A 13,219-nucleotide genomic window follows, 5' to 3' on the forward strand; every position below is an offset into this window, starting at 1 on the left:
GGTGTAGAACCGCTAAAATCTCGCCCGCCTGATCCGCACGTAAAGCGCGCCCTCGCCGCCATGGCCGATATGCGCCGTCTCGAAGCCGACGACGAAGGCGCGGAATTCCGGCAGGCTCAGCCATTCCGGTACCTGGCGGCGGAGCACGCCGCTTTCACCGCCGCTCCGGCCCTTGCCGGTGATGACGAGCACGAAAGTCAAGCCGTCGTGATGGGCGCGGTGCAGGAAACCGGTCAAGGCGCGATGCGCGCGCGTCTGGGTCATGCCGTGCAGATCGAGCCGCGCCTCGATCTCGCTGCGGCCGCGCGACAGCTTTGTGCGCTCGCGCTTGCCGAGCGGCGCCAAAGGCGGGACGGACGGCTTGGCGGCACGCGGCGCCGGCGCCGCAGCAATCGGACGTGGCGACGGCGCAGGTCGCGTGGCCGGCGCAGCGGGTGATGGTTCTGGTCGCGGCGCGGGATGCGCCTTCGGCGCACGATGCTTCCTCAGCGGCTTGACCTGTTTTGCGACCGTATCCCACAGCTCGCGCTCATCCTCGCTCAGCGCGCGGCGGCGCGGCGAGGGGCGAGGCTCCAGCACGGGCGGACGGGACGATCGTTTCATTGCTGCCGATGGGAACGATTTTTCACCGGCCGCCGCAGCTCTTGAACAGGCTCGATCACGGGACGCGGCACCGGCAACGGGACAGGGCTGGCGACAGCGACCGTCTCACCCTTGCCTGGCGCCACGGCTGCGGCCGGAGCCGCCGGCTTGGCCTGATCCTTAGCAGGTTCGGTTTGCGGAAACAGCTTTGCAATCTTCTCAGAGGGCCGCGGATCCGGCACCGGCAGCCGCGCCGCGCGTGGCGTCGGATCGAGGCTCTTCGGCACCAGCATCACGAAATGCATGGGATGGCGCAGCCGCCCCGAGACGCGGCCGGCATCCGCGCCGGCGCCGAAATAGAGATCGGCGCGCGCGGGACCGATGATGGCCGAGCCGGTGTCCTGCGCGATCATCAGCCGATGGAACGGCGTCTTGGAGCGCTCGGAGTCGATCGGCAGCTCGCCCTCGATGAAGAACGGCGTGCCGTAGACATGCAGCGATTTGTCGACCGCGATGGAGCGGCCGGCCGTCAGCGGAATGCCCTGCGCGCCCACCGCCTCGTCCTTGTCCGCGAGATTGACCTCGCGGAAGAAAATGTAGGCGCGGTTCTGGCGGCGCAGCTCCTTGGCGCCATCGGGGTTCTGCGCCATCCACTCCCTGATCTTCTGCATCGACATCTCTTCCTTCGGAATGATGCCGCGCTCGATCAGGATGCGCCCGACGGCCGTGTAGGGGTAGCCGTTATAGGCATCATAGTTGAGCCGGAGCGTCGTGCCGTCGTCGAACTTGATCCGCGCCGAGCCCTGGATCTGCGCGAACAGGAGATCCGTCGGGTCCTTCAGCCAGGCGATCTCGAGCCCGCGGCCCGCGATCTTGCCGTCCTCGATCTCGCCGCGGTCGTAATAGGGCACCAGCTTGCGGCGGCCGATCTTGCGATAGACCGGGCCCTTGTTGGGCAGGCTGACCGAATCCTGCTTGTAGCCGCGCACGAAGAGGTTCGAAGGACGGCGATAGACCGGGACATTGTAGACGTCGGTCTGCGTCCGCGATCCCTCCAGCACCGGCTCGTAATAGCCGGTAACGAAACCGTCGGGCTCGCCGAGGCGCGAAATGCGCAGCGGCGCAAAATTCTCCTCGAAGAAGGTTTTCGCCTTGGCGTCGTCGCTGAGCTCGAGCGATTTGGCGGCCCGGCACGGTTCGCTCAGCGATGCCCCCAGCGCCTTGTATTCACTCTTGGGCTCGGGAGCGACGGTCTGCGCGTTGATCGACCGGCAGCTCGCGCGGAACGTCTTGTAGGCTGCGAGATGATCGTCATCGCTCCAGCCTTTCACATCGGCCCAGGCCAGCGGCAGGTATTGCGCGCCTGATATCTCGAACGGCAGGGGGAGCTGCGGATAGGGCAAGGCCCGCGGCGGGGTGGCGGGCAATTGCGGGAGATGGTGGTGGTGGCTGCGGTAGTGGCGCCGCGCCGCCTCGGCGCCGAGCGAAAACGACGACAACACGACGACACCCGCGCAAAGCGCCGTCGCGCTGGTCTTCAGGAAGACCTTAATTCGCGCTTCCGGTGCCAACCAGCTTCCAGTTCGGATCGCGAGAGGTGATGTCGCGGGCGAAAGTCCAGATGTCGGTGATGTCGGCGACCGTATCGGCGCTGCCGTCGACGATATTGCCGGCCTTGTCGCGGGTGGCCGAGATCATCTGCGAGACGAAGCGGATGGTGAGTTGGGCGGTGCGGTCGCGCAGCTCGGCGCCGACGAGCTCGGCCTTGTCGATCGAGACGAAGCGCGTCTCGGTCTTCTGCTCGTTCTTCTCGCGCTCCTTGATCGCGGCGTCGAAGCTTTCATAGACCTCCGACGACAACAGGTCGCGCAGCGCGCGGCGGTCGCCATTGGCAAAGGCCAGCACGATCATCTCATAGGCGCCGCGGGCGCCCGAGATGAAGTGGCGCGGGTCGAATGTGGAATCCTTGTCGACGATGGCGTCGAGACCCTGCGCGAGCGCGGTGCCCGGCTCGGTCAGGCCCTTCCAGCGGTCGGAGGGCGGGGTCGGCTCGACCGTCGGCGCCAGCGGAGCCTGGTCGATCACCTTGCCCGGCATGGTCACGACGTTCTTGTCCTGGGCACCCCCCAGCGCGTTGCGGGCGGCAGTATGGTCGAACGGAGGCCGCTCGTTGCCCGTGCGCTGCCCCAGCACGCTGCGCAGCCGCAGAAAAATAAAGACCGCCAGCGCCAGGAAGATGATGGTGTAGATGTCCACGAGGTATTCGCTTTCTGGTCTTCTCTAGAAGGGGCCGCCTAGAAGGGTCGCCGCCGGGAAAATCAATCCGGCCAGTAGACCGTTCCATACGGGAACGGCAAGTCTACATCACCATTTCGGGTCCGCACGTCAGGTCCGTGGGATGTAGGCACGAAATCTTGCCCGGCCAATGGCGCCTTTTGGCACAGCACGAAGTGTAGCGCGTTTTATGCTTAAGGGGAAACCCGATCATGCCCGGAAATCGCGCATCTTCAATCGTTTAACCTGCGATTGGGCCGGGAGGCCGGAGTGAGCGTCACAGATGTGGCCGCGGCCGGGGTATCCCCTCCGGGGCCGTTCGTCCTTGTGGAACGAGGCGGCCCTATGTTAGCCAACCGCCGCGAAATTCAGCCCCAATCGGGTAAGGAGAGACTTTCATGACCAACGGTAACGGCACCCCTCCCGAGGCGGCCCCGGCTCCCCAGCTCAACGTGCTGGCGCAATATACCAAGGACCTCTCGTTCGAAAATCCGAACGCGCCGAGCTCGCTCCAGCAGCAGGGCCAGCCGCCCCAGATCAATATCCAGATCAATGTCGGCGCCAATAACCTCAGCGAACAGGAATTCGAGGTGACTCTGTCGGTCGAGGGCAAGGCCGAGACCGCGGGCAAGGTGATGTTCTCGTTCGAGCTCGCCTATGCCGGCGTGTTCCGGATCGTCAACGTGCCGAAGGAGAACCTGCACCCGCTGGTCATGATCGAATGCCCGCGTCTGCTGTTCCCGTTCGCCCGCGAGATCATCGCCACGGCCGTGCGCGACGGCGGGTTCCCGCCGCTGATGCTGGATCCGGTCGATTTCGTCGGTCTGTATCGCCAGAACATGGAGCGGCAAATGGCCGCCGGTGGTCAGACCGGCCAAGCCTAAAATCAGGCCTAACCAGCCGGATTGACGGTAACTGGAGCGGGCAAAAACTCGTTCCAGATCGCCTTGTCGCCGAGCGTTGCGATGAAGGCCCTGTGGGCCTCGCGCTCGGCGTCGGAAATCCGCGGCGCAAGCGGCGTCGGCCGCTGCCGCCGCGGCGTATCGCCAGCCGCATTGATGCGAATTTCCTCGGCTTCCGAAGCCAGCAGCAGCTGCGACTGCCTCGCCCCGACCAGATCGACATAGACCTCGGCCAGAAGCTCGGCGTCGAGCAGCGCGCCGTGCTTGGTGCGGCGGGAATTGTCGATCGCATAGCGCGAGCAGAGATCGTCGAGCCGGTTGGACACACCCGGATGCTTGCGCCGGGCCAGCAGCAGCGTGTCCACCAGCTGCTCGCGCGGGATCGCGGCGCGCTTGATCCGGTCGAGCTCGGCATTGATGAAGCTGATGTCGAACGAGGCGTTGTGGATCACCAGCGGCGCATCGCCGATGAACTCCAGGAACGCGTCGGCGACCTCGTGGAACAGCGGCTTGGTCGACAAAAATTCGGCCGACAGCCCGTGCACCGCAAAGGCTTCCGCCGGCATGTCCCGTTCGGGATTGATGTAGACGTGATACGTCTGCCCCGTCGGCATGCGGTTGAACATCTCGACACAGCCGATTTCGACCAGGCGATCGCCGCGGAGTGGATCGAGGCCAGTTGTTTCGGTGTCGAGGACGATTTCACGCATGATCAGGAGCCGTGTGGGACGGCGAATCAGGCTCGCCGCTGCGGCATCTTAACGACCTCGGCCAGGATGTGCGCAATTTGCGCCCGCACCGGTTCAAGTCCGTGTGACGTATCCACTACGAAATCGGCCCGCTTGCGCTTTTCCGCGTCGGGCGTCTGCTTGGCGATGATGGCGTTGAGCTTGGCCTCGTCCATCGTGCCCCGCGCCAGCACCCGCTCGCGCTGCAGTTCTGGCGAGGTCGAGACCACAACGACGGCGTCAACCCGCTTCTCGCCACCGGTCTCGAACAGCAGCGGGATATCCAGCACCACGACCGGCGCGTTGGCGGCTTCGGCGTCGGCAAAGAATTTTTGCCGGGAGGCGCCGAGCATCGGATGGACGATCTGCTCGAGCTGCTTGATCGCGGCGGGATCGTGCACGACGCGCGCCGACAGTTTTGGCCGATCGACCTTGCCGTTCGCGGTGGTGCCGGGGAAGGCGGCTTCGATCGCAGGCGCCGCCTCGCCCTCGTAAAGCTGATGGACGGCGGCATCGGCGTCGTAGACGGGGACGCCGGCCTCCGCGAACAATTTCGCGGTGGTCGATTTGCCCATCCCGATCGAGCCGGTCAGTCCCAGGATCCGCATCAGCGCACAACCACGTCCGTCATTCAAACTGCAATTAGCTGTTCGCTCCGCAGGAACGCAAGCAGCGGCAGCAGCGGCAAACCCAAAATGGTGAAATGGTCGCCCTCGATGCGCTCGAACAGGTGAATGCCGAGGCCCTCGAGCTGATAGGCGCCTACGCTGGTCGTCACGGCGTCGCCGGCCGCGTCGAGATAGGCCGAAAGCTCCGCCTCGCTCATCTGTCGCATGGTCATGCGGGCCACCGAGACGTCCTCGAAGACAATCTTGCCGTCATGTGCCACGGCCACCGCCGAATTCAGCTCATGGCAGTTGCCGGCGAGATCACGCAATTGCGCCATCGCCTGCGCGCGGCCGGCGGGCTTGTTGAAGAGACGCTCGCCAAGGGCCAGGGTCTGGTCGGCGCCAATGACATGGCTTCCCGGATGATTGGCCGAGACGGCCTTGGCCTTTTCCCGTGCCAGCAAAAGACCGATGTCGCGAGGGCTCGAGAGCTTCGACGCGGCCTGGACGCCGCGCTCATCGATATCGGCCGTGATCGCTATGAACTCCAGCCCGGCATTCGCCAGCAGCATCTTTCGCGCGCTGCTTTGCGAGGCCAGGATCAACGGAGATTTGCCGCGCCACAAACCCATCGCGAAGACTATTCCGAGGGCCGGTTGCGCTGGCGATCGCTGTAGAGCTTCATGATCGCCGCGGCGGTTTCCTCGATCGAGCGCCGCGTGACGTCGAGCAGCGGCCAGTCGTGCTTGGCGCTGAGCTTGCGGGCGAACGCGACCTCCTCGGCGACGGACTGCCTGTCGGTATAAGTGTCGCTGCTGGAGTCGGCGCCCATGGAGAGCAGGCGGTTCTGACGAACCTGGATCAAACGTTCCGGCGTCGCGTGCAGGCTCACCACCAGCGGCCGCGTCAATGTCTCCAGTTGCACCGGCACCGGAATGCCCGGCACCAGCGGCACGTTGGCGGTGCGGATGCCGCGATTGGCGAGGTAGATCGACGTCGGCGTCTTCGAGGTGCGGGAGACACCGACGAGCACCACGTCGGCATCGTCGAGACCTTCGACATGCTGACCGTCGTCATGGATCATCGTGTAGTTCAGCGCATCGATGCGCTTGAAATATTCCGCGTTGAGCACGTGCTGCGCGCCGACGCGCCCCGTGGTCGCGGCCCCAAGATACGCCTCGAACAACTGCATCACCGGGCCGATGATCGACAGGCTCGGAACATTGATCCCTTTGCACTTGTCCTCGAGCCGGAAGACCAGATCCTTCTCGAGCAACGTGAACAGCACGATGCCCGGCGCCTCCTCGATCTCGTCGAGCACGCGGTCGAGCTGCTTCTGGCTGCGCACCAGCGGATAGACATGCTCGACCGGCGTGACGTTCGCATACTGCGCGGCGACAGCGCGCGCGACGGTGATCAGCGTCTCGCCGGTGGAGTCGGATACGAGGTGCAGATGGAAATAATTGTTCGAGGTCGGCACAAAAACTCTTTGTATGAGGGCGGTGTGATGTGTGGATTTCTGTGGAGCTTAACCCCTCGGAAAGGGTTGCGCGACACCAGGGGCGGGACAAGTGCCAATTTTCTTCACACCACTGCCCGTGAGAACAAGTCCGGCGGCCCGCCGAGAGGGAAGCGGGATTGCGCGGATAACCCCCTTGATAGGCTGTCGACGGGCGCACGCAAGCCCTTGAGCCCGGACGGCTTATCGGATCCGCCGAGGCCCACGCGGGATATGTTGATGGATGTGAACAAGCGCTCGGGAAGTGGCGGACGGAATTGTGTGAGTCCAATCCACGGTCACTAAGACTCAAACCTTAAGATTCTAAAAGTTTAGGTTTAGATAAGCGGAGCGCTCGGATAAGTGTGCGCTCCCATCTATGAATGAATTCTTACCGGGCTCGTTCCATCCACTGTTTGGTGAGCAGAAGCGTTATCGAGCGAAGCGGATTCCGGTTCGCCTCGAGAAAACGCGTCGAAACAAGAAAAGGAGGCCGCCGGCATGTACGAGTGGATCAAGGCGCTGCACGTGATCGCCGTCATTTCCTGGATGGCGGGCATGCTCTATCTGCCGCGGCTGTTCGTCTATCATTGCGAGGCCGAAATCGGCTCCAAGCAGTCGGAGACGTTCAAGGTCATGGAGCGCCGGCTGCTCAAGGCGATCATCAACCCGGCCATGATCATCACCTGGCTCGCCGGGCTCTATCTCGCCTGGTCCGGCCATTGGTTTGCATCCGGTTGGCTGCACGTAAAACTGGCACTGGTCCTGGCGTTGTCCGCGGTCCACGGCTTTTTTTCCCGCTGGTTGAAGGATTTTGCTGCCGACCGGCGTCCCCGAAGTCAGAAATTCTATCGGATTATCAATGAGGTGCCGACCGTCCTGATGATTTTCATCGTCATCATGGTGATCGTGAAACCGTTCTAGGCAGCGATCTCGATTGATCGCCCAGCGCTTCGGCTTGCGCAGTGAGGGGCGATTTTCTATATTGGCGATATCCCACCCAACGCAGGCGGATGTGGTTGTGTCCGAGCTTTCCAGAGGCCGGACACCGCATCAGGTTTGAAGCCTCACCGGCACTCACCTTGCCAGACCTGCGGACCCTATCTTCCTTCTCGTCCGCATTTCAGAGCCTCCTCGCACCCCCTCCCTAAGGTTACCCCACAGGACCACCCCAATGCGGGAAATTAAACTCCAGGACCTCAAGTCGAAAACCCCGGCCGAGCTCGTCTCGTTCGCGGAAGAGAATGGGGTCGAGAATGCCAGCACCATGCGCAAGCAGGAGCTGCTGTTCGCTATCCTCAAGCAGCTTTCGCTCGCTGAGACCGACATCGTCGGTGAAGGCGTTGTCGAGGTGCTCTCCGACGGCTTCGGCTTTCTCCGCTCGCCCGATGCAAATTATCTGCCGGGCCCGGACGACATCTACGTTTCGCCTTCGCAGATCCGCCGTTTTGGCCTGCGCACCGGCGACACCATCGAAGGCCACATCCGCAGCCCGAAAGAGGGCGAGCGCTATTTCGCGCTGCTGAAGGTCAACACGCTCAATTTCGAGGACCCGGAAAAGGCCAAGCACAAGGTCAATTTCGACAACCTCACGCCGCTGTTTCCGAACCAGCGCTTCCGCATGGAAATCGACGACCCGACGCGAAAAGACCTTTCTGCAAGGGTGATCGACATCGTCGCGCCGATCGGCAAGGGCCAGCGCGCCTTGATCGTGGCGCCGCCGCGCACGGGTAAAACCGTGCTGATGCAGAACATCGCGCATTCGATCACGCACAATCATCCCGAATGCTATCTGATCGTGCTTCTGATCGACGAGCGTCCGGAAGAAGTCACGGACATGCAGCGCTCGGTGAAGGGCGAGGTCGTATCCTCGACCTTCGACGAACCGGCGGTGCGTCACGTCCAGGTCGCCGAGATGGTGATCGAGAAGGCCAAGCGCCTGGTCGAGCATGGCCGCGACGTCGTGATCCTGCTCGATTCGATCACGCGTCTCGGCCGCGCCTACAACACCGTGGTGCCGTCATCCGGCAAGGTGCTGACGGGCGGTGTTGACGCCAACGCGCTGCAGCGCCCGAAGCGCTTCTTCGGTGCCGCCCGCAACATCGAGGAGGGCGGCTCGCTGACCATCATCGCGACCGCGCTGGTCGATACCGGCAGCCGCATGGACGAAGTCATCTTCGAAGAGTTCAAGGGCACCGGTAACTCCGAGCTGATCCTCGACCGCAAGGTCTCGGACAAGCGGACCTTCCCGGCGATCGACATCTCGCGCTCCGGTACCCGCAAGGAGGAGCTCATCACCGATCCGCAGGTGCTCAAGAAGATGTACGTGCTCCGCCGCATCCTGAATCCGATGGGCACCATGGATGCGATCGACTTCCTGCTCGACAAGCTGCGCTCGACCAAGAGCAATTCGGAGTTCTTCGACTCCATGAACACCTGAGTGCGGTGCAGCAAAGGATTGGAGGGCGCCTTCGGGCGCCCTTTTCTTTTGTGCGGCTTTGTTGCGGCGAGGGTGCAGCATGGCGAGCGGTTGCCATCTGATCTCATTGTCTATTAAGATATTGATATAACTAAATAATACTTGACTTTAGCTAAGTCTTTTAGCGGAGGCGGGGGAGACTCTTGCGGCAAAATGCTGCGGTATGCTGCGGTGCAAAAAACGCTTTTTGCTGCGGGAATTGGTGCAGCAAAACCGTGCGGGCGTATCGGCCGAAACGGATATTTGCCTTTTCCCCGGCGGCTGGACAAATAGGCCATGCATCCGCGAGACCAGACCATCTTTGCTCTGTCGTCGGGCCGTCCGCCGAGCGCGATCGCCGTGGTGCGGGTCTCGGGCGCGCAGGCCGGCCTAGTGCTGACGACGCTGGCGGGCAAGCTGCCGGCACCGCGGCAGGCCAGCCGCCGGCTGCTCCGTGACGGGACAGGCCAGCCGATCGACGACGCGGTCGTGCTCTGGTTTCCGGGGGCGGCAAGCGCGACCGGTGAGGACGTCGCCGAATTCCACGTCCATGGCGGCCGCGCCGTGCTGGCGGCGCTCCTGGCCGCTATTTCTGTAATTCCGAATATGCGGGCGGCCGAGCCCGGCGAGTTCACGCGACGCGCCTTCGAGAACGGCAAGCTCGACCTGACCGAAGCCGAGGGCCTCGACGACCTCATCCATGCCGACACCGACCGCCAGCGCCGCCAGGCGTTGCGTCAACTGCAGGGGCTGCTCGGCAACCGCGCGCGCGACTGGCGCGAGCGAGTCATCGAGGCTTCGGCCCTGATCGAAGCCGGCATCGATTTCTCCGACGAGGGCGATGTGCCGGCGGAGCTGAGGGCGCCGGCGGTGAAGGCGATCAAGGCGCTCCACGTCGAAATCACAGAAGTGCTTGCGGCACAGGGACATTCTGAACGCCTGCGCGATGGAATGGTGGTTGCCATCGCCGGCGAGCCGAATGTCGGCAAGTCGACGCTGATGAATCAGCTCGCGCGCCGAGATGTCGCGATCGTCTCGCCGCATGCCGGCACCACGCGGGACGTGATCGAGGTGCAGCTCGATCTCGACGGCTATCCCGTCACTGTCATCGACACCGCCGGCATTCGCGAGACCGATGATCCCGTGGAGCAGGAGGGTGTGCGCCGCGCCCGTGCGCGAGCCGAGGACGCCGACCTCGTGCTGTGGCTGGTGGAGGGGGAGCAGGCCGCCGATCCGGCGGCGATGCGTTCGCTGTGGACGTCGGGCGACGGGAGCCATCCGTCCGGCGGTGCGGTCTGGATCGTGCGCAACAAGATCGATCTCGGCGGGGTCGGGGACGACGGGCCGCGGAGCGAGTTCGGGATCTCGGCCAGCCGGGGCGACGGGATACGCGAGCTGGTCGAAGCCCTCGTGAAGTTTTCCGCCGAGTTCTTTGGAACCAGCGAGGGCGCATTGGTGACCCGGGCCCGGCAACGCGATCTGTTGCGCCAGGCGTCAGACAGCCTGCGCCGAAGTCTGGAGCTTGGAGGAGAGGGCGAAGAGCTGGCGGCCGAGGAGCTTCGTTCCGCCGCCTATGCCCTGGGCCGGCTGTTGGGCCGGGTGGACGTTGAAGACGTCCTTGGGGCCATCTTCCAGAAATTCTGTATCGGAAAGTAGCGCTAGTTCTTCATTGTAGAACTAGCGCTTGTTCCATTGCTTGGTGTTTCACGTGAAACAGGAGCGGTTCCATTCACGGGGAAGGCGAGTGGGCCTGTTTCACGTGAAACCGGCCTTGGTGCACTCGATCTGACCTCGCTGCGAAACGGTGGCGATTTGGAGCAGGGTGCGTGCCTCAGTCTCGTCATTGCCAGGAGCTCTTGCGACGAAGCAATCCAGACCGCCTCCGCGGAGACAGTCTGGATTGCTTCGCGTCGACGGATGATTGTCCCGTCGTCGCCCCTTCCTGCATCGTCGGGTCCATTTCGTTTCACGTGAAACATAGTGATTTCAAACCCCAGCCTACTGTGCATGGGGTTGTTTTCGCGAAACCGCACTTCGTCCTCCCGACCGCCTCGTTTCACGTGAAACAACCGGCTACCCAGTTTCCACTTCCGGCTTCTCCGCCTCTGAGCTAGAAGTCCGCCCATGCGACCAAAGCGAGAGAGTTTCGACGTCATCGTGATTGGCGGCGGCCACGCCGGCTGTGAAGCTGCGGCTGCGTCTGCCCGGATGGGCGCCGCGACCGCTCTGGTGACGCATCGTTTCTCCACTGTCGGCGCGATGTCCTGCAATCCCGCCATCGGCGGTCTCGGCAAGGGCCATCTGGTCCGCGAGGTCGATGCGCTGGATGGTCTGATGGGCCGAGTCGGCGATGCCGGCGGCATCCAGTTTCGTGTCCTCAATCGCCGCAAGGGTCCCGCGGTCCGCGGCCCCCGGGCCCAGGCCGACCGGAAGCTCTATGCCGCCGCGATGCAGGCCGCGATCCGGGAGACCGAGGGTCTTTCCGTCATCGAGGGCGAGGCCGACGAGCTGATCGTGGTCGAGGGTCGGGTGACCGGACTTCGCTTGGCCGACGGCCGGGAGCTCGGCGCGGGGGCCATTGTCGTTACCACCGGCACCTTTCTGCGTGGCCTGATCCATCTCGGTGAGAAGAGCTGGCCCGCCGGCCGCGTCGGCGAGGCGCCCGCGATGGGCCTTTCAGGCTCCTTCGAGCGCGCCGGCTTCACCCTTGGACGGCTGAAGACCGGCACTCCACCGCGTCTGGATGGCACCACGATCGACTGGTCGGCGGTGGAAATGCAGCCGGGAGACGAGCCGCCGGAGCCGTTCTCGGTCATGACCGACCGGATCACGACCCCGCAGATCCAGTGCGGGATCACCCGGACCACGGCCGCGACCCATGAGGTGATCCGGGCCAATGTCCATCGCTCCCCGATGTACTCTGGCCAGATCAAGAGCTCCGGACCGCGCTATTGCCCCTCGATCGAGGACAAGATCGTCCGGTTCGGTGACCGCGACGGCCACCAGATCTTCCTGGAGCCGGAAGGGTTCGACGACAGCACCGTCTATCCCAACGGCATCTCGACCTCGCTGCCGGAGGAGGTCCAGCTCGCGATCCTCGCCAGCATTCCCGGTCTTGAACGGGTCAAGATGGTGCGCCCAGGCTACGCCATCGAATACGACCACATCGATCCCCGCGAGCTCGATCCGACCCTCCAGACCAAGCGTCTGCGCGGCCTGTTTCTGGCCGGGCAGATCAATGGCACCACTGGATACGAGGAGGCCGCCGGCCAGGGCATCGTGGCCGGGCTGAACGCGGCTTTGGCCGCGAGCGGGGCCGCACTGACGGTGTTCGACCGTGCCGATGGCTATCTCGGCGTGATGATCGACGACCTTGTCACCCGGGGGATCAGCGAGCCCTATCGGATGTTCACCTCGCGGGCCGAGTACCGGCTGACGCTGCGGGCCGACAATGCCGATCAGCGTCTGACCGGGAAGGGCATCGCTCTGGGGTGCGTTGGGAACGCCCGGACCCTCCATCACCGGAGCAAGATGGAGGCCCTGAACGCCGCCCGAGCACTGTCGAAGTCTCTGACCATCACCCCGAATGAGGCGATCAAGCACGGACTGTCCTTGAACCGGGATGGTCAACGCCGCTCGGCCTTCGAGCTGATGGCCTATCCGGACATCGGCTGGAGCCAGGTCCGCGCCATCTGGCCGGAGCTGTCGGCGATCGACCCTGTGATCGCCACCCATCTCGAGATCGACGCCAAGTACGACGTCTATCTGGAGCGCCAGAGCGCCGACGTCGAAGCCTTCCGGCGCGACGAGGGGCTGGTGCTGTCAGAGGTCGATTATCAGCTGGTGCCAGGTCTCTCCAATGAGGTGAGGGCCAAGCTGGAGAAGGCGCGGCCGTTCACGGTCGGCCAGGCCGGCCGGATCGATGGCATGACGCCAGCGGCGCTCGGCATCCTCGCGGCCTATCTCCGGCGCGAGGCAAGGAAGACCTCAAAGGCAATTGCATAGGCGTTTCACGTGAAACAGCGCGGACCGGCCGACGGTCGATCGTCATCGCCGAGACCTTCATCGCCGAAATCTTCAGCACCAGGATCTGGAGCGGGCGAGGGACCCGACGGTCGATCTGCACCGGCCAGTCAGAAGATCAACAAGGCCAGCGCCAACGATCGATC

General features: G+C 63.8%; 12 protein-coding genes. 5 read left to right on the plus strand and 7 right to left on the minus strand.

Annotated features, from left to right (window positions below; all coding sequences use genetic code 11):
• Positions 1-12 precede the first annotated feature (12 nt).
• From ACVWW6_RS07185 to ACVWW6_RS07195, 3 genes are read right to left on the minus strand one after another with little or no spacing between them, the layout of a single operon-like run.
• Positions 13-603 carry a Smr/MutS family protein gene (locus ACVWW6_RS07185; protein WP_028175005.1) on the minus strand — a complete coding sequence of 197 codons (591 nt, stop codon included), beginning with the start codon at positions 601-603 and terminating at the stop codon, positions 13-15.
• A complete protein-coding gene (mltA, locus tag ACVWW6_RS07190) occupies positions 600-2,153 on the minus strand; it encodes a murein transglycosylase A (protein WP_456680433.1) in 1,554 nt (517 codons plus the stop codon). Before mltA ends, ACVWW6_RS07185 begins: the two co-directional genes overlap by 4 nt.
• Complete coding sequence (locus tag ACVWW6_RS07195; protein ID WP_011083469.1) at positions 2,131-2,838, minus strand: Tim44/TimA family putative adaptor protein; 708 nt, start codon at positions 2,836-2,838, stop codon at positions 2,131-2,133. Before ACVWW6_RS07195 ends, mltA begins: the two co-directional genes overlap by 23 nt.
• Before the next feature lie 416 nt (positions 2,839-3,254).
• On the opposite strand from ACVWW6_RS07195, the gene secB reads away from it, so the two are divergent.
• Complete coding sequence (gene secB, locus ACVWW6_RS07200) at positions 3,255-3,740, plus strand: protein-export chaperone SecB (RefSeq protein ID WP_060909600.1); 486 nt, start codon at positions 3,255-3,257, stop codon at positions 3,738-3,740.
• Positions 3,741-3,748: 8 nt separating this feature from the next.
• Here secB and dnaQ read toward each other — a convergent pair whose 3' ends face one another.
• From dnaQ to ACVWW6_RS07220, 4 genes are read right to left on the minus strand one after another with little or no spacing between them, the layout of a single operon-like run.
• Positions 3,749-4,468 carry a DNA polymerase III subunit epsilon gene (gene dnaQ / locus ACVWW6_RS07205; RefSeq protein ID WP_028175003.1) on the minus strand — a complete coding sequence of 240 codons (720 nt, stop codon included), beginning with the start codon at positions 4,466-4,468 and terminating at the stop codon, positions 3,749-3,751.
• 26 nt (positions 4,469-4,494) lie between these two features.
• Positions 4,495-5,094, minus strand: coding sequence for a dephospho-CoA kinase (gene coaE, locus ACVWW6_RS07210; protein WP_011083466.1), 600 nt, complete (start codon positions 5,092-5,094; stop codon positions 4,495-4,497).
• A 23-nt stretch (positions 5,095-5,117) separates the two neighbouring features.
• Positions 5,118-5,726 carry a Maf family nucleotide pyrophosphatase gene (locus tag ACVWW6_RS07215; RefSeq protein WP_456680434.1) on the minus strand — a complete coding sequence of 203 codons (609 nt, stop codon included), beginning with the start codon at positions 5,724-5,726 and terminating at the stop codon, positions 5,118-5,120.
• A gap of 8 nt (positions 5,727-5,734) precedes the next feature.
• Complete coding sequence (locus tag ACVWW6_RS07220) at positions 5,735-6,574, minus strand: pyruvate, water dikinase regulatory protein (protein WP_028175001.1); 840 nt, start codon at positions 6,572-6,574, stop codon at positions 5,735-5,737.
• A gap of 519 nt (positions 6,575-7,093) precedes the next feature.
• On the opposite strand from ACVWW6_RS07220, the gene hemJ reads away from it, so the two are divergent.
• From hemJ to mnmG, 4 genes are all read left to right on the plus strand, one after another.
• A complete protein-coding gene (gene hemJ / locus ACVWW6_RS07225; RefSeq protein WP_028175000.1) occupies positions 7,094-7,516 on the plus strand; it encodes a protoporphyrinogen oxidase HemJ in 423 nt (140 codons plus the stop codon).
• Positions 7,517-7,766: 250 nt separating this feature from the next.
• Entirely contained in the window at positions 7,767-9,032 is a 1,266-nt protein-coding gene (gene rho, locus ACVWW6_RS07230) for a transcription termination factor Rho (protein ID WP_011083462.1), read from the plus strand.
• 315 nt (positions 9,033-9,347) lie between these two features.
• Entirely contained in the window at positions 9,348-10,706 is a 1,359-nt protein-coding gene (gene mnmE / locus ACVWW6_RS07235) for a tRNA uridine-5-carboxymethylaminomethyl(34) synthesis GTPase MnmE (RefSeq protein ID WP_456680435.1), read from the plus strand.
• A gap of 468 nt (positions 10,707-11,174) precedes the next feature.
• A complete protein-coding gene (gene mnmG, locus ACVWW6_RS07240) occupies positions 11,175-13,055 on the plus strand; it encodes a tRNA uridine-5-carboxymethylaminomethyl(34) synthesis enzyme MnmG (protein ID WP_456680436.1) in 1,881 nt (626 codons plus the stop codon).
• The last annotated feature ends 164 nt before the right edge of the window (positions 13,056-13,219 follow it).

Source organism: Bradyrhizobium sp. USDA 3311, assembly GCF_054062495.1.